Source organism: Dyadobacter tibetensis Y620-1, assembly GCF_000566685.1.
GTDB lineage: Bacteria > Bacteroidota > Bacteroidia > Cytophagales > Spirosomataceae > Dyadobacter > Dyadobacter tibetensis.
Genome location: NZ_AZQN01000003.1, coordinates 328374 through 346190, shown reverse-complemented (window position 1 = coordinate 346190; position 17817 = coordinate 328374). Strand labels below are relative to the sequence as shown.

The 17817-nt window shown below is 46.3% G+C and carries 16 protein-coding genes; 15 read left to right on the top strand and 1 reads right to left on the bottom strand.

Translation table 11 applies throughout. From position 1 onward, the window contains the following. Positions 1-58: 58 nt before the first annotated feature. From X939_RS22225 to X939_RS0108405, 15 genes are all read left to right on the top strand, one after another. Complete coding sequence (locus X939_RS22225) at positions 59-637, top strand: thioredoxin domain-containing protein (protein ID WP_025762832.1); 579 nt, start codon at positions 59-61, stop codon at positions 635-637. A gap of 281 nt (positions 638-918) precedes the next feature. After that, the gene (locus X939_RS0108470) at positions 919-1350 is read left to right on the top strand and encodes a CBS domain-containing protein (RefSeq protein ID WP_025762831.1); all 432 of its coding nucleotides are present in this window, start codon (positions 919-921) and stop codon (positions 1348-1350) included. Between the two features lie 79 nt (positions 1351-1429). After that, entirely contained in the window at positions 1430-1858 is a 429-nt protein-coding gene (locus tag X939_RS0108465; RefSeq protein WP_025762830.1) for an NADH-quinone oxidoreductase subunit A, read from the top strand. Further along, positions 1858-2499, top strand: a complete 642-nt coding sequence (locus X939_RS0108460; protein WP_445447073.1) for an NADH-quinone oxidoreductase subunit B — start codon at positions 1858-1860, stop codon at positions 2497-2499. Before X939_RS0108465 ends, X939_RS0108460 begins: the two co-directional genes overlap by 1 nt. A 47-nt stretch (positions 2500-2546) precedes the next feature. After that, positions 2547-4355 (top strand): NADH-quinone oxidoreductase subunit C/D, encoded by a 1809-nt coding sequence (nuoC, locus tag X939_RS0108455; RefSeq protein ID WP_025762828.1) that lies wholly within the window; start codon positions 2547-2549, stop codon positions 4353-4355. 21 nt (positions 4356-4376) lie between these two features. Then, positions 4377-4856: an NADH-quinone oxidoreductase subunit NuoE gene (nuoE, locus tag X939_RS0108450; protein ID WP_025762827.1), complete on the top strand. Its 480-nt coding sequence runs from the start codon at positions 4377-4379 to the stop codon at positions 4854-4856. 4 nt (positions 4857-4860) lie between these two features. After that, the gene (nuoF, locus tag X939_RS0108445) at positions 4861-6132 is read left to right on the top strand and encodes an NADH-quinone oxidoreductase subunit NuoF (protein ID WP_025762826.1); all 1272 of its coding nucleotides are present in this window, start codon (positions 4861-4863) and stop codon (positions 6130-6132) included. A 3-nt stretch (positions 6133-6135) separates the two neighbouring features. Next, a complete protein-coding gene (nuoG, locus tag X939_RS0108440) occupies positions 6136-8829 on the top strand; it encodes an NADH-quinone oxidoreductase subunit NuoG (protein WP_025762825.1) in 2694 nt (897 codons plus the stop codon). Continuing rightward, positions 8826-9779, top strand: a complete 954-nt coding sequence (nuoH, locus tag X939_RS0108435; protein WP_025762824.1) for an NADH-quinone oxidoreductase subunit NuoH — start codon at positions 8826-8828, stop codon at positions 9777-9779. Before nuoG ends, nuoH begins: the two co-directional genes overlap by 4 nt. A gap of 11 nt (positions 9780-9790) precedes the next feature. Beyond that, positions 9791-10306 carry an NADH-quinone oxidoreductase subunit NuoI gene (gene nuoI / locus X939_RS0108430; protein ID WP_025762823.1) on the top strand — a complete coding sequence of 172 codons (516 nt, stop codon included), beginning with the start codon at positions 9791-9793 and terminating at the stop codon, positions 10304-10306. 1 nt (position 10307) lies between these two features. Further along, positions 10308-10862 (top strand): NADH-quinone oxidoreductase subunit J, encoded by a 555-nt coding sequence (gene nuoJ / locus X939_RS0108425; RefSeq protein ID WP_025762822.1) that lies wholly within the window; start codon positions 10308-10310, stop codon positions 10860-10862. Continuing rightward, positions 10859-11170: an NADH-quinone oxidoreductase subunit NuoK gene (nuoK, locus tag X939_RS0108420; RefSeq protein ID WP_025762821.1), complete on the top strand. Its 312-nt coding sequence runs from the start codon at positions 10859-10861 to the stop codon at positions 11168-11170. The genes nuoJ and nuoK overlap by 4 nt, the downstream gene beginning before the upstream one ends. Positions 11171-11202: 32 nt before the next feature. Beyond that, entirely contained in the window at positions 11203-13086 is a 1884-nt protein-coding gene (gene nuoL, locus X939_RS0108415) for an NADH-quinone oxidoreductase subunit L (protein WP_025762820.1), read from the top strand. Then, on the top strand, positions 13083-14603 hold the full coding sequence (nuoM, locus tag X939_RS0108410; protein WP_025762819.1) for an NADH-quinone oxidoreductase subunit M: 1521 nt from the start codon (positions 13083-13085) through the stop codon (positions 14601-14603). The genes nuoL and nuoM overlap by 4 nt, the downstream gene beginning before the upstream one ends. Continuing rightward, positions 14590-16029 (top strand): NADH-quinone oxidoreductase subunit N, encoded by a 1440-nt coding sequence (locus tag X939_RS0108405; protein WP_025762818.1) that lies wholly within the window; start codon positions 14590-14592, stop codon positions 16027-16029. Before nuoM ends, X939_RS0108405 begins: the two co-directional genes overlap by 14 nt. A gap of 90 nt (positions 16030-16119) precedes the next feature. Here the strand turns inward: X939_RS0108405 and X939_RS0108400 are convergent, their stop codons facing one another. Then, a complete protein-coding gene (locus X939_RS0108400) occupies positions 16120-17817 on the bottom strand; it encodes a SusD/RagB family nutrient-binding outer membrane lipoprotein (protein WP_025762817.1) in 1698 nt (565 codons plus the stop codon).

Below are 17817 nucleotides of genomic sequence, written 5' to 3'. Positions count from 1 at the left end.
TACACCATAATAGCTCGTGTACCCGGGCATTATGGTGTATATTTTTTAGAACTATATTATGGCTACTAATCCGCAGATAAATATTTTTGGTCGAAATTTTCATGCTTATCCTGTACACTCAAGGGTATGGTTGGGGTTTGTGCTAGGGCTCTTACCCCTATTCGGTTTTGCGCAATCCGGTAGGGCCACGGCTGAAGGAAGCCTTAAAGTCATTTTATTCCTGGATACGGAATGTCCGGTAACTCAATCCTATATGCATGAAATAAGGAGTCTGCTAGGCGACTTCAATGACCGACCTGTTTCCTTCGAAGCAGTTTTCCCTTCTTACACCGTTTCAACAAAGGAAATCACCGCTTTTTTTGAAAAATATAATGTAAAAATGACTGGGCAACCAGATCCTGATCTAAGATTAACGCAACGCTATCAGGCCAATACCATGCCTGAAGCCATTCTATTAAATGCTTCTGGAATTATCCTCTATCAGGGCGCGATTGATAACTGGTATTATGCTTTAGGGAAAAATCGCCCTAAAGCCACGGCGGCATATTTACGCAATGCCATACAGGCGAGTCTAGAAGGCAACCCCATTCTAATCCGCAAAACAGAAGCCATTGGCTGCTTAATCAATAAAAATTAAAGGACTCTGGTCCGTATAAAAGTCACTGCATATCTGGGCGCGCAGTCAAGTCTTAATCCTGAAGTCCAGGTCTTAATAGTGCAAGAGTAAGATTCCCGCCAGTCCTAAGTAAGATCGTCTTCTTATTCCTTGATCAGGGCATAAGCTAGGCAGCGGTGCCGCAGATTTTAAATAAATTTAAAATCCAAATATTTCTTTAAATATTAGCTTTTTAGCTCGATTTAGTTTAGATTTATACTTACCTGATTCAGTGCTTCATCTAATATAGAAAGGAGTTCATTATGGGAAAAGTTAGGAATATACTCGAACAAAAGAAAACAGAGCCGATCTCAGTTAATCCTGAGACCACTGTTTACGAAGCGCTAGAGCTGATGTTAGAGAAAAACATCGGTGCGCTCCTGGTAATGGAACAGGAGAATTTTGTTGGAATCTTAACGGAACGGGATTATGCACGTAAGGTTATATTAAAAGGCCTCTCCTCTAAGAATGTAAAAATAGGCGAGATCATGACGGTCAACTCAGCCACCGTGACCTCAGACACCTCTATAGAAGAGTGCATGGAATATATGACGCATAAATTTATCAGGCATCTTCCTGTCATTGATGACGACAAACTCATTGGCATCATATCCATCGGTGACGTGGTCAAGTATATTATCGAAGACCAGGAATACATCATAGGTAATCTCAAGCACTACATTACCGGAATATAATTTTTGGTACACCCATTGGGTGAGTACGTTTAAGAAAGACCGTTTCTCAAAAGGGTTCATTTTTTAATAAGGGAACACTATGCCCGACAAAACCCCTTCACTTACTCCGGACTGGCTCTTTTGGGTTTATGCCGTATTAGTATTTCTACTGCTGACACTGATACTAAGCCTTTCTTATTACTTAGGTCAGCGCCACAGCGGGGAAGCAGCCGAGTCTCCTTATGAGTCGGGAATTATACATACGGGAAGTGCCAGGCTACGATTTTCTGCACAATTTTATCTGGTAGCTATGCTCTTCGTCATATTTGATATTGAAGTTGTCTTTATAGTCCTCTGGGCACTGGCTTTCACGGAGTTGGGCTGGTCAGGATATTGGGCTATGCTTCTGTTCATGGGGCTCCTTTTCGCAGTATTATTATACGAGTGGAGCATAGGAGCCCTGGATTTTGGTCCAAATGGAAAAAAGATATTGGCAGCCTATAAAAAACGTCAACAGCAAACCCAGTAATGATGAATTGGTGGTTGAGCAGTCCTAACGATCCCGGAGAAACACAGGCTGGAACCGGCAGTTTCCCCGAAGCAATGCAACAAAGCATCATGCTTACTTCTCTTCAGGACCTGGTAGCCTGGGGCCGTAAGAATTCCATCTGGCCTTTTCATTTTGGACTATCCTGTTGTTTCGTAGAAATGGCCACGAGCCTGACCAGCAAATATGACGTGGCACGATTTGGTGCGGAGGTAATCAGAGGTACCCCCCGAGAGGCGGATGTTATGGTGATTGCCGGTACGGTATTCGTTAAAATGGCACCTATCATCAAAAGGCTTCACGAACAGATGATGGAACCTAAATGGGTAATTTCTATGGGCTCCTGTGCAAATTCCGGCGGCATGTATGATATCTATAGCGTGGTACAAGGCGTGGATAAATTTTTACCCGTTGACTTATATGTACCAGGTTGTCCTCCCCGTCCCGATGCCTTTCTCTATGGACTTACCCTCCTTGCCGACTCAGTTGGCAAGGAGCAACGTCCATTAAGTTGGGCTCTGGGTCCGCAGGGAATCATCAAGCCGGAACCCCGAAACATGAAAATAGAAAAGAGTTCTAGTCGCAGCAATTGGACAGAATTACGTTCACCAGATTCCATCTGATATAAATTCGCTTTCATGATAATGATGGAGTCTTAACAGAAAAATGGATGAATACGGACGCAAGCTTAATCGCAGCGCTTTATGCCGAGTTTGGCGGAAATATCGGGTCGTCTTCTTCCCGACCCGTCAATGCTACCCTCCAGGCGGATAGTCCAGATTTTCAGGATCATCTGATTGGGAAAAATATGCTTCAAGTCTTTACGTCCCCCCAAATATTATTGCGCCTTCTCAGCTATCTGAAGCGATCGGTGAGTAACCCTTTCCTATTCTTATACGATCTCACCGCCATCGACGAACGAAGTAGGGCTGCAAACTCCCAAAATGCTGTAGAAAAAGTCGATTTCACCCTGGTCTATCACCTGTACTCCTATTCCCGACACACTTTCATAAGAGTTAAGGTACCTCTTTACGGAGCCTATCCACACCTCCCATCCATATGTTCGCTCTGGCAAAATGCGAATTGGTATGAACGGGAAGTATACGATTTGTTTGGCATAGGTTTCGACGGTCATCCTAATCTTCGTCGTATTCTGATGCCTCTCACTTGGGAAGGACACCCGCTGCGCAAAGAGCATCCGGCCCGAGCCACCGATATGGGTCCATTCAAACTTACGGATGAAAAACAGGAAAAAGAACAAGAATCTTTAATGTTCAAACCCGAAGACTGGGGGCTAGAGCGGCAGCGGTCAGATGTAGACTATATGTTTTTGAATCTAGGTCCGCAGCACCCAGGAACCCATGGCGTGTTATGCATTATGTTGCAACTAGAAGGAGAAGAGATCGTAAATGCCATACCAGACATAGGTTTTCACCATAGGGGTGCCGAAAAAATGGGTGAGCGACAGTCTTGGCATACCTATATCCCCTACACCGATCGGATAGACTATCTGGGAGGCGTAATGAATAACCTGGCCTACCTACTCGCAGTAGAAGAGCTGGCAGGCATCAGCGTTCCAAAAAGAGTGGAAGTCATCCGAATTATGCTCTGTGAGCTATTCCGAATTGCAAGCCACCTGGTATGGTATGGCACCTTCGCCCAGGATCTTGGACAGTTATCTCCCGTTTTTTATATGTTCACCGATCGGGAAAAAATTTTCGATATCATAGAAGCGATTTGCGGGGCGCGCATGCATCCTAACTGGTTCCGAATTGGTGGACTTGCCCAGGACCTCCCCCAGGGATGGGATAGCCTGGTCCGAACCTTCGTTGAGTACTTTCCAGCGAGATTAAAGGAATACGAGGCAATGGTACTTCGCAATAGTATTTTCAAGGCCAGAACCGTAGGGATTGGCATTTATACCCTGGAAGAGGCTATTGAATGGGGCGTCACTGGTGCCGGCCTACGTGCTTGCGGGATGGCATATGACTTCCGGAAGTCTCGGCCCTATTCAGGATATGAAAATTTTGAATTCGATATTCCTACAGGACAAAATGGAGACTGCTACGATCGGGCCCTCGTAAGGGTGGAGGAAATGAACCAAAGTTTACGTATTGTTAAGCAGTGCCTTGAAAACATGCCTGAAGGCTCCTATAAGTCCGACCACCCTCTCACCACCCCTCCCTTAAAAAAGAATACCATGCAGGATATAGAAACGCTTATCACGCATTTCCTCCAGGTAAGCTGGGGGCCGGTGATCCCTCAGGGAGAAGCCATGAGCTGCATAGAAGCCGCAAAGGGCGCCAACAGTTATTATCTGATCAGCGACGGTAATACCTCAGCTTATCGGGTACGAATCCGTACACCATCTTTCCCTCATATGCAGATGCTTCCTTATATCAGCCAGGGTTATACGGTTTCCGATCTGCTGTCCATATTAGGAAGTATGGATTATGTACTGGCCGATATTGATCGATAAGTCATTAAAATCGATAGATTGATGAAAGCTAAACAATCGCTTACTGATAGTGAAATCGCTGCGATAGAAAAGGAAATTCTTCGTGTTCCCCTACCCCGAGCGGCCTGCATTGAGGCTATGAAGATTGTCCAGGAACATCGGGGGTGGATATCCGACGACACCCTGACACTTCTTGCCGATCATTTAGGCATGTCTACAGCGGAGTTGGATAGCATCGCAACCTTTTATAACCTTATTTTTCGTGAGCCAGTAGGGCGGCATGTCATTCTGTTATGCGACAGCATCAGCTGCTATGTCATGGGTTACGAAAAAATCTATCTAACTCTTTCAGATCTGTTACACATCCGATTTGGAGAGACCACTGCTGATGGGCGCTTCACACTCCTACCCAACGTATGTTTAGGAGCCTGCGACCAGGCCCCTGCCATGATGATCGATGAAGACACCTACCCCAGGCTTCAGGCTCAGCAGTTAGCGCATATATTAAGCACCTATCCGTAGCCCCATGGAAAAGCCCTTAACGCAACATATCAGCTTTAACCGCCCCGCCTTCCACCTGAAGGACTATGAAAGAGTAGGGGGTTATGAGGCGTTTCGCAAATGCCTTACCCTGCCTCCAGCAGAAATTACCGCCTTGGTGCAGGAGTCAGACCTCAAAGGAAGAGGAGGGGCGGGTTTTAATACAGGTATGAAATGGAGCTTTGTTCCTATGACTGGAGATTATCGCCATAAATACCTGATCGCAAATGCCGACGAAATGGAACCAGGGACTTTCAAGGATCGCATGCTGATGGAGGGGAACCCCCACCAACTCCTCGAAGGAATGATGATAGCCGCCTATGCCATTCAAGCAGATATCTCCTATGTGTTTCTACGATGGGCCTATAGAAAAGCAGCCCGACTACTTGACCGAGCTATTGCAGAGGCTTATGAGGCGGGATACCTCGGTTCTAATATCAGGAAAAGCGGATATGGATTAGAAATGTATTTGCACACAGGCGTGGGAAGGTACATCTGCGGAGAGGAGACAGCCCTGCTCAATGCCCTGGAAGGGAAGAGAGCTACTCCCAGAAGCAAGCCTCCTTTCCCTCAAATCAGCGGACTATTCGGCCAGCCTACCATTGTCAATAACGTAGAGACCCTCTGTAACCTTCCCCCTCTTTTGAATAATGGCCCCGATTGGTACAAAAGTCTGAGCAGGGGGCAAGACGCTGGAACGAAGCTCTACGGGGTCAGTGGGCACGTCAAAAAGCCGGGTCTATGGGAATTACCGATGGGGACTCCTATGGAAGAGTTACTGCAAGACTATGCCGGTGGAATGCAGGATGGCTACCAGTTCAGAGGAGCCCTGCCCGGTGGAGCCTCCACCGATTTCTTGGTCCATCAACATATGTCTGTAGCCCTCGACTATCAATCTGTAGCAGCAGCCGGTAGTAGACTAGGAACTGGAACGATGATCGTCCTCGACGACCGTACCTGTCCTGTTGGCTTTGTCCATAATCTGGAACATTTTTTCGCTCAGGAGTCCTGCGGCTGGTGTACGCCTTGCCGAGAAGGATTGCCGTGGACAGAAAAAATACTGCATTCGATTGAGGAAGGGAGGGGAAGCCCCTATGACCTGGAGTTGTTGTCCACCCACTGCCAGCAATTGGGTCCTGGGCATACCTTCTGTGCCCTGGCACCAGGGGCCATGGAGCCCTTACAAAGTGTTTTAAAATATTTTAGAGAAGATTTTGAGAATCATATCACATACCATCGCTGTCCTTGGCGACACTAAATTATGGCAGATATATCTATAGATAACATTCCATACACCGTTGCAGAAGGCAAAAATCTGCTAGAAGTCTGTCTGTCCCTAGGCATCAAGCTGCCCTACTTTTGCTGGCATCCGGCCATGGGATCTGTTGGTGCCTGCCGGCAGTGTGCCGTAACAGTCTTCAAAGATGTAAACGACACCCGTGGCAGACTAATGATGGCCTGTATGGAACCCGTGCGCGATGGACTTTATATTTCCGTAAACAATGCCTCAGCCCGGGCCTTCCGGGCTCAGAATATCGAATGGCTTATGACCAACCATCCACATGACTGTGCGATTTGTGATGAAGGGGGCGCATGCCATCTTCAAGATATGACCGTACTGACCGGACATGCTTACAGAAAATATAATTATCCTAAACGAACCCACCTCAATCAGAATCTGGGCCCGCTCATACATCATGAAATGAATCGCTGCATCCAGTGCTACCGCTGTGTACGCTATTACAAAGAGTATGCAGGGGGGAGGGATTTAGATGTTTTTGCCGCTCATGATCTGGTATACTTTGGCAGAGCCCATGAAGGCAATCTCGAAAACGAATTTAGCGGCAACCTGACAGAGGTATGCCCTACAGGAGTGTTCACGGATAAAACCCTTCGCCAACATTATACCCGGAAATGGGATATGACCATGGCCCCTTCCATTTGCCCACATTGCAGTTTGGGCTGCAATGTCATCGCTGGCGAACGTTATGGTAGCTTAAGACAGATTACTAACCGGCACAATCCATTTGTAAACGGGTATTTCCTTTGTGACAGGGGCCGCTATGGATACGACTTCAGCAACCAGCCCCAACGGATCCCGGAACCACTTATTGATAATGTGGTAGCCACCCCTGAAATACTTTTTAATAAGCTTTCTGAAATTGTGATTAATAATAAACTGATAGGAATAGGGTCTCCTAGAGCTTCCCTGGAGGCCAATTTCGCCCTTCGCCAACTGGTGGGAGTAGAGAATTTTTATCAAAGCCTGTCCGAGCCTGAAACTGAGCTTACCAAAAAAATTCTTGCCATCAATCAATCGGGTACGATCCATACTCCTTCAATGGCGGATATAGAAAGAACAGATGCCGTACTGATACTAGGTGAAGACCCTACCAACAGTGCCCCCAGACTAGCGCTATCCCTAAGACAAGCCCTTAGAAATCAACCCTTAGAAGAGGCTGAGTCCATTCGGGTTCCCTCCTGGAATGATGCTGCCCTGAGAGAAAAAATCCAGGATCAATCAGGGCCGCTATACATTGCCTATCCAAGATCTACGAAACTAGACGACCTGGCGACTCATACTAACCACCTGGCCCCCAATGCTATCGCTGACTGGGCATTCGCCTTGGCCCAGCTGTTAGAGCAGCCCGACAGTCCTCCTGCCTCACTCTCGAATCAGAACCATGCGGATTTGATGGCAATTGCTCAAACGTTAAAGAGATCTAAACGCCCCTTAATTGTTTCCGGCATGAGTTTATTCAACGAACAGATCCTACAAGCAGCCTATCGTATCGCCCTGGCATTGAATAAGCAGGACCAGAAAACAGACCTAGCACTGATCCTCCCGGAGAGTAATAGTACAGGCCTGGCCTTGTTGCAAGCCCCTTCCATTGAAAAAGCATTCTCCAGAGCCTCAAATGAGTCCATAGATGGAGTGCTTGTACTCGAGCAAGACCTATATCGGCAATTTCCTCTAGAAAAGGTTGACGGTTTCCTCAGTCGGATAGAACATCTAATTGTAATTGATCAGATTCATCATGGCACAACCTCCAAGGCTACAATCGTGCTCCCATCGACAACTTTTGCAGAATCATCGGGCACCCTCGTTAATAGTGAAGGACGGGGGCAACGATATTATGCAGTATTTGTTCCTGGCAGCGAGGCGATCAGACCGGCATGGAGCTGGCTTAACGACTTACGACAGATAAAAGGTGGGCTCCAGGTGGAAGAATTGGATCAGCACCCCGACCTCCTTAGCGAACTTATTGAGCTTCTTCCAGAATTTGCAGGGTTAGATAGGGTTGGGCCAAAGCCTGGGTACCTAATCCATGAACAAAAGATTCCTAGGGAACCACACCGTTTTAGCGGACGAACTGCTATGTCAGCTCATTTGACGATAAGCGAACCCAAGCCTCCTGTTGACACTCATAGCCCTTATGGATTTACCATGGAAGGATACAGGGGATTACCTCCTGCACCCCTAGCTCCATATTATTGGGCCCCTTCGTGGAACTCAGGACAGGCGGTAAACCAATATCAGCAAGATTTCAATGGAGAACTTAAGGAAAATTTTTATGGTTTCAGGCTCTTCCCTGGCCCGGTACAAACCCCTGTCAGTTGGTCGGCTGAGCAACCCGAAAACATATCCAATGGGGATATTGAACTGGTACCCTTCGTACATATTTTCGGCTCAGAATGGCTTAGTAGTCTATCTCCCGGCATTGCCTCACTTGCGCCTAAGCCTTACCTGGCTCTATCCGTTTTGGAGGCCACTCGTTATGGCTTGGAGCCGGATATAGAGGCCAAATTACAAATCGGAGCAAAAACCTTTACCCTAACGGTACAAATTCACCCCGAAATGCCCGAAGGAATTGCAGGAATTCCCTATCAGATTATGGGATTAACGGGAATTGAATGGCCTTCATTTGGAAAAATAAACCCTGAAACGTCATGAGTCAGACCCTAAACTATATTTTATTGATTGCAGGAATGCTATTCAGCCTTACCTCGACAGCAGCGCTGTTAATCTGGGTTGAAAGGCGGATGCTAGCCCTCTGGCAGGACCGATGCGGACCGAATCGGGCAGGCCCTTTAGGCTTGTTAATTGTGGCGGCCGATACCCTCAAATTATTTTTTAAGGAAGACTGGATCCCTCCCTTTGCCGATCGCAAAATATTTGTCCTGGCACCAGCCATTATTGCGGCCACCGTATTGTTGAGCTTCGCTGTGATACCTTTTGCCCCCGAAATACTCATTGCTGACTTAAATATCGGCCTACTCTTCTTTTTGGCCATGTCTTCCTTGGGCGTATATAGCATCGTTTTGGGAGGCTGGGCATCCAATAATAAGTATGCATTACTGGGCGCACTGAGGGGGGCATCCCAGATGATCAGCTACGAAGTTTTCATGGGATTATCCCTGATGGGTGTAGTGATGCTTACAGGCTCATTTCGACTGACCGATATTGTTATGGCCCAACAGGACTACTGGTTTGTACTTACCCAACCTATAGGCTTTGTCCTTTTTTTAATCGCAGGCATAGCCGAAACGCACCGATTACCTTTCGACATTCCCGAGGCCGAAAGTGAACTGGTAGCAGGGTTTCACTCAGAATATTCGGGAATGAAGTTCGGAATGTTTTTTATTGGAGAATATCTGGGCATTACCCTTATATCTGCCATGGTCGTCACTTTGTTTTTTGGGGGATGGTTAGGCCCAGTTTTACCGCCGATTCTTTGGTTTACACTTAAAACTACCGGATTTATACTGCTATTTATATTGCTAAGAGCCTCCCTTCCCCGCCCTCGGTACGACCAGCTCATGGAGTATGGATGGAAAATCCTACTACCCCTTTCTCTGATCAACCTATTGGTGACCGGAGCTATCTTTCTATTCACAAGTTAACCATCACTACGATGATTAGTATATTAAGAACCATGGCACTTACCTTTCTCCATCTTTTTCACAAAAAAGAGACCATACAATATCCGGAAGAGAAAGTCCCCCTACGGCCGCGCTGGAGAGGCCGTATCGTTCTGACCCGTGATCCGGATATGGGAGAGCGCTGCGTAGGCTGCTACCTCTGTGCAGCAGCTTGTCCGGTAGACTGTATCTCTCTACAAGCTACTGAGGACGAAAATGGGCGACGCTATCCAGAATTTTTCCGCATCAATTTTTCCCGCTGCATATTTTGTGGGTATTGCGAAGAGGCCTGTCCTACCTATGCCATTCAGCTTATTCCTGATTTTGAAATGGCCGAATACAACCGACAGAACTTAGTATATGAGAAAGAGGACTTACTCATCAACAGCGAAGGAAAATATCCAGGCTATAACTATTATAAAATGGCAGGGGTAGCAGTAGGCGTTAAACCAAAAGGCGGGGGAAGCCAGGAAAATCCACCCGTAAATATTCACCGTTTATTACCATAGCATGAGCATAATTTGGCATATAACATCTGCAGTTGCCATCCTATCTACCCTGATGGTGGTCACCAGATACAATCCGGTACATGCCCTGTTGTATCTAAATGTATCTCTTATGTCCCTTGCTCTACTTTTCTACCTGTTGGGTGCCCCATTTGCAGCTCTTTTAGAAATTATCGTTTATGCCGGAGCCATTATGGTATTATTCATTTTTGTGATTATGCTCCTCAATCTTGGAAAGGAAACGGCTGTTCAAGAAAAAAAATGGTTAAAGCCAAGGGTATGGGTGGGGCCCATGGCCCTGGCTTTAATACTGTTACTAGAAATATTCTATCTGCTGCACACCTCGCAGCAAATGACCGGGGGCCCCTATGCCAATGGCAGAGGATTGGGGACAGCAGTGTCATCCCGGGCAGTTGCCCTTTCTCTTTTTCAAACCTATGTAATCGGGGTTGAAATGGCAGCCCTTCTCTTAATGGCCGCAGTAGTAGGTGCAGCGCATATTGGTAGACATAAAAAAACGAATTTACACCGATTTTTAAATGAAGATCACCCGCTATGAATACACCAGACAACATAGAAAGCATATTGCTCCTTGCAGCGCTGCTCTTCTGCATCGGCATGGCAGGAGTAATGATCCGAAAAAACATATTATTTATGCTACTTTCAGTAGAAGTGATGCTAAATGCCTCTGGCTTAGCTTTTATTGCTGCAGGAGCCTACTGGGGACAGCCCGATGGACAGGTGATGTTTCTGTTTATTCTTGCTATGGCTGCAGCCGAGGTCTCTATTGGCCTTGCCCTTATCTTGCAAATTTATCATTTACACCGATCCCTGGATATTGATAAAATAAAGGAAATGAATGGTTAATTAAATCATAAAACAACTTAACCTCTCCCAAAATGAGCAATCTGTTATGGCTTTTACCGGCTTTTCCCTTCCTGGGTTTCGTTTTGCTGACTGCAATAGGCAAAAGGTTGTCTTCACGGCATGTGGCCCTCATTGGAGTGGGTAGTATTACCCTTGCCGGCATTGTAAGTCTGATCTTGGGCATATCTCTTCTGCAGCACCCTTTGGAACATTACAGCCATACCTTATGGATTTGGATCGATATCGGCAATTTTCAGCCCGGCATGGGCTTATATGTCGATACTCTTGCCATGGTCTTCCTCTTCGTGATTACGGTAGTGGGTGCACTAATTCATGTGTATGCCTGCGAATTTATGGAAAAGGATCCTGATTACTCCCGTTTCATGTCCTGTATGAATCTATTTGTTTGTGCCATGCTACTGTTGGTAATGGCCGACAATTTTCTTTTGCTTTATCTTGGATGGGAAGGGGTTGGGTTATGCAGCTATATGCTCATTGGCTTTTGGTATGAAAAACCTGCAAACGGTTATGCCGCTCGGAAAGCATTTACCATGACCCGACTTGGGGACATCTCTCTGGCTATTGGGATGATGTATCTGTTTTATGAATTTAACAGTTTGAATATTGCAAAAATAGTAGCCTTGGCACCCGAACAATGGGCCCTGCAACCACAGACAGCCCTGATCGTGACCCTTCTCTTACTAGGTGGGGCATTGGGAAAGTCGGCTCAATTCCCATTGCATAACTGGCTACCCGATGCCATGGCCGGACCTTCGCCTGTAAGTGCCCTGATTCATGCCGCCACCATGGTGACTGCCGGCGTTTATCTTATTGCCAGAATGCATGCCTTATTTGAGCTGGCCCCGGCAGTTCAGGGGCTCATTGCCATTATTGGGGCCGTTACCCTCCTCTTAGCTGGCTTTAGCGCCCTTGTACAGTATGATATTAAAAGAGTGCTGGCCTACTCGACTATCAGTCAGATTGGCTATATGTTTCTGGCCCTGGGTGTGGGAGCGTGGACGGCCGCAATATTTCATTTTATGGTCCACGCATTCTTCAAAGCCCTGCTTTTCCTGGCAGCGGGGGCTATCATCGAAGCGCTTCATCACGAGCATAACATGTTTCGCATGGGCGGGTTAAAGAGTAAACTACCCCTGATTTTCTGGACCTTCCTCATCGCTTCTGCTTCCTTAGCAGCGGTACCTTTATTAAGTGCTGGGTTCTATAGTAAGGATCAGATACTATGGTATACCTTGGCAGGGCAATACGGAAATCCTGTGCTTTATAGCATGGCTTTGGTAGGTGCATTACTGACTGCTGCCTATACTGCCCGCATGATGTTGTTGGTGTTTTGGGGCCAGGCCAAATCTCAAGTGCTAAGGCCTCCCGGAACTCGCATGTCGCTTCCTTTGATTATTCTGGCCCTATTGACCTCCCTGGCTGGCTTTTTAGAGTTTCCTCATAATTTTTTCCACTTTACTCCCTTTTCCGATTTCCTGAATAGCTCGTTGCCGCTTACCAGTGTCAAAGAGCAAGGTTTTTCGGAAGGGATATCTCAGGTGCTGGCTGCTGTTATGACCTTCGTTGGGGCCTATATTGCCTACTACTTTTACCATCTTCGACCGAATCTTCTGCCTGTTTTAAAGGAACAGTCCTGGCTTCTTTTTTTGCAACAGCTATGGCTGAAAGGGTGGTATTTCGATCAACTCTACGATTTCCTCTGGGTACGACCCTTTCAATGGATTACTGCCAAAAACAAAGAGGATGTGATCGATGGCTGGTATAGCAGCCTTACTTCCGCCACCAGAACTATGAGCGACAGTCTTTCCTTGCTTCAGTCGGGCTCCTTGCGGTGGTACGTTATGGGAATGGTGCTCGGGGCCATACTTCTGCTCAGCTTACAAATACTGCTATGATACTACTCTCGCTAATCGTGCTATTGATGTTGGGAGGAGCTCTGAGTTACCTTTCGGAACGCCTTAACCCGTATGCACCACGCTGGGTGGCATTGCTGACCACGCTAACGAGTTTCGTCCTCGTTATAATATTCTGGTTAGGCCACTACCATCGCTTCACCCTCTCCCCAGCTCCCAACTGGCTGGAAGAGTTTCGTTTGGAGTGGATTCCTACTTTCGGCATTTCCTTTCATCTGGCCATAGACGGACTAAGTTTGATACTCTTAGCACTAACCTGCTTTTTAGGATTGCTAGCCGTACTCTGTTCATGGCGGGAAATACAGGAAAGAACGGGCTTTTTCTACTTCAATCTGTTATGGATTCTGGCTGGGGTAGCAGGGGTATTTATGGCCATAGATCTGTTCCTATTCTATTTTTTCTGGGAAATAATGCTTATTCCTATGTACTTCCTGATTGGTATCTGGGGAGGACATAAAAGGGTATATGCGGCTTACAAGTTCTTTATATTCACCCAAGCAAGTGGTCTGCTGATGTTACTCTCTATTCTGGGCTTATACTACAGTCATGGTCAGCTGACTGGCCACTACACTTTTAATTATACGGAGCTTCTGGGTACAACATTTTCCGATCCACGTGGATTTTGGCTTATGATGGGTTTTTGCATTGCATTCGCCGTCAAACTTCCCTTGATTCCCTTTCATGCCTGGCTTCCCGACGCCCACAGCGAAGCCCCCACGGCAGGGAGTCTATTACTTGCCGGTATTTTACTAAAAACAGGGGCTTACGGTTTGCTTCGCTTTGTGCTCCCCATATTTCCTGTTCAAGCCATGGAAATAGCTACTCCGGCCATGTGGCTAGGCGTTACAGGAGTATTATATGGTGCCTTTCTGGCTTTTTCTCAAACCGATCTGAAACGACTAATCGCCTATACCAGTGTCAGCCATATGGGGTTTGTTATGATGGGGCTCTTTGCATTCAATGAACTTGCCCTCCAGGGTGTAGTGATGCAGTTGATTACCCATGCCATTAGCACTGGAGCACTTTTCCTTCTGGCTGGAATGCTTAAGGAACGGCTTCACACCCGGGATATTGGACAGATGGGCGGACTATGGACCAGAATGCCTCAGTTGGGAACCCTGGGACTTGTATTCGCCCTGGCTTCATTAGGACTACCGGGATTTGGTAATTTCGTCGCCGAATTCCTCATTTTATTAGGGAGTTTTGAGGCCCATCGTTGGCATACAGTTATTGCGGCTCTGGGGCTTGTATTCTCTGCGGTATATTCCCTTCGGATCGTACAAAAAATATTCCTCGGACCTCAGAATCGATATGGAGTTTTAGCCGACTTCACGCATAGGGAAAGACTGATGATGGGCATATTGGCGATATCCATATTTTGGTTAGGGCTCTTCCCTCAACCAGTCATTCATACCGCCAGGCCAGCTATTGTAAAATTGGTGGAGCTCTTGAGTAAGGAGTCCGACACCGCTTATCAGCCATATTATGAGCCCAAGTGACTACATTTGTCTGTTACCGTTAATAATCCTGGCGCTTGCCTCTGTGATCGTCATGTTAGTGATTGTAGCAAAAGGGAGCCATAAGACGATACAATTCGTGAGCCTCGCCCTCTTTGCATTGGCCTTTGCCAGTTTATTTCCAGAGGCAGTACCTCTCCCCCACGCTGTACCACCTTTATTACTGATGGATCGTTTTGGGGCATTCGTTATTGCCCTGATTCTGTTATCGGGAGGGGTCGTATGCCTGCTGTCCTATCTTTATTTTGAAGGCAAAGAAGAAGGTCCCAAGGAATATTACCTTCTATTATTTTTGTGCAGTTTAGGAGGGGGGATTCTAGCCATCAGCCAACATTTCATCTCCTTTTTTTTAGGATTAGAAATATTAACCATTGCCTTATACGCCCTGATCGCCTATTTAAAAAGTCGCCCCAAAGCAATTGAGGCTGGAATAAAATATTTGGTTTTAGCGGCTTTCTCGTCAGCCTTTTTGCTCATGGGAATGGCCCTCATCTATATGGAAGTGGGCAATATGTCCTTTGCTGGGATGTCCGGGGCCATACGGGACGCCCCCAGCCTCCCTCCTCTATTTCTGGCAGGCCTTACTATGCTGCTCGTGGGAGTTGGGTTTAAATTGGCCGTTGTTCCTTTTCATATGTGGGCAGCAGATGTTTATCAAGGGGCACCTATTCCTGTTACTGCCCTTATTGCTACGGTCTCCAAGGCAGGAGTACTGGCGGTATTGATAAGGTTATTTTTAGCACTTGAAGTTTTAAGTTTCCCAAGAGCGGCATTAGGTATTGGCCTACTTGCGGTAGCATCTATTTTGGTAGGAAATATTTTGGCCTTGCAGCAAAAGAATATTAAAAGACTGTTAGCCTATTCTTCCATAGCTCATTTGGGGTATATGCTAGTGGGTTTTGTCCCAGGTACACGGCAATCTTTTGAATCACTTAGTTTCTATCTGGTCTCCTATATATTAGCCACCCTGACTGCTTTCGGCATCATTGCATGTAGATCTTCAAAATCTGAGGAATCAGAACTACTTAAGGATTACCAAGGCCTGTTCTGGAGCCACCCGAAAGAGGCTCTCATACTTACTATCTCCATGCTTTCTTTAGCAGGCATCCCCCTCACGGCAGGCTTTACCGGAAAATTCTATCTCCTTTTGGCGACACTGGAGCCAGACTATTGGGCTTTGGCCTTCGTATTGGTACTCGGGAGCGCAGTAGGACTATATTATTATCTTCGGGTCATAACCACCCTATTCGGCTCCTATCCGATTCAAGAAAATACCCCAAGCCTTCCTGTTACATCATTCTACATACTGTGCCTATCCCTTATCGGTATGCTTGCGATTCTTACTATAGTATTGGGCATTTTCCCTTCCCCACTCATAGAATATATCCGAGGAATTTGGATAAGTTAATCTAGTTTTGGGTTAAAAATAAAATAGAGATGGACCGGTGGCCCATCTCTATTTTATTAATATTCACATCTTAATCTTAGTAGAATCAAATTATGGTTTATCCCACCATACACGCCCAGTTGCATCCTGAGGATCTTTTCCAAAACCAGGTAATGCAGCCATTGCATCATATGCCGCTTTCTGGTTTGCATAATTCTGGTCATTCTCGTTTAACAATTGTAAGGGTGCTCTACGAGGAATGATCAAAGTAGCATTATTATGAGTTAATACTGGGAGCTTATATGTACTATTGGGGCTTGGTAGGCCGGTACGCTTCCATAGGGCCCATCCCTCAGCCGGCTGCTTAAGGAAATGTAAATAGGCTTGAGAAGCGATCATATCAAGACCCTTGCTAGGATCATAAGCTACCGCCGGCAATTTTAAATATGCATCTATCTCGGCCTGTGTAACAGGCGTATAGTTAGTAAGTCCCGATTTCTTACCTATCATATCATACCAGTTAATGGAACTAACGACAGCTTTTTCATACCAATCCTTTGCTCCAGAGCCAATTCCCCTTGCGGCGATCTCGGCACGCATAAAGCAATACTCAGAATAGGTAATCACGGGTATATATACCAATCCTGAACCTTGCACGCCATTGGCATCTGGTTCAGCAGGACGGAACAAGCGGGGTTGTAAGTAGCTCAAGGTATCTACTACAATAGACTGACTTCCCGACTTTACCGTTTTAGTGGTGTAATACCTGGCCCGAATAGCTGGATTACTTGCATCATCAGGACTCGTAAAGCTTCCCAAATACCGGCGGGAGGCCTCCTTAGTTCCGGCAGGAAGTTGGTTATCAGCAATCAAAAGATCGATATTGGTCTGCGAATAAGTGTTTGGAGCAACAAAAGCGTCGAGACGAGGATCTTTATTTTCCCACATAAAATCTACCATTGGTTTGGGAGCTCTTAAGTTAGCAGGATTCCAGTTTCCTCCTTCAGTGAAAGCTTTGCTGGCAGTAAATACCCACCCATCTTCCTGGGAAGACATCAAATCACTTGCAGGCATACCAGACACTTCATTGATGATGGTAGTCGCTTTGGCTGCATCGACCTTTATTTGTCTTAAGGCTATTTTCAAACGCAGGGCGTTGCCCGCCTTTACCCAATTTGCGGTATTGCCATTATAGTAAGGATCATAATTGCCCAACCCTATCTGTGAAGCGGACTGGGGCTGTTTCAAGGTAGCAACTGCTTCCTTAATCTCTTCATCCAATTTGGCAAATAATGCCTGCTGGCTATCATAAGCAGGAGTCAATGTACCCCCATAACGCGCCCGAAAAGCTTCTGAATAAGGAATGCTACCATAGATATCCGACACATAGAAAGCATAATAAGCCTTTAAGATTCGTGCGATACGGATCATATGAACAAAACGAGGTTGCTCAGCAGGAGCCATTTTTTCTACCAGCTTCTCAAGGTCATATAGCTCAGATCCTTTGCTATAAAGTGCCCCATAGCGTGATGAGAAATTAGATAAATTGGTAGTAAACGCACCCTGATTCCCTCTTACGTCAGTGGTGTACTGCATCCATGGCATGATCCGAGTATAAAAGTCATAGAATGCTTCGAAATCCTGCCCATGAATACCTCTTGCAGCATTCATGAACTGATTTTCTGGCGGTATCGATGAAAGTGCATCTGGATCCACGTTGATGTCAACAAAGTCCTGCTTGTCGCAAGCGGTCAGCCCCCCTAACAGTAAGAGCGAGGTTGAAAATATTATTTTATTAAACTTTTTCAT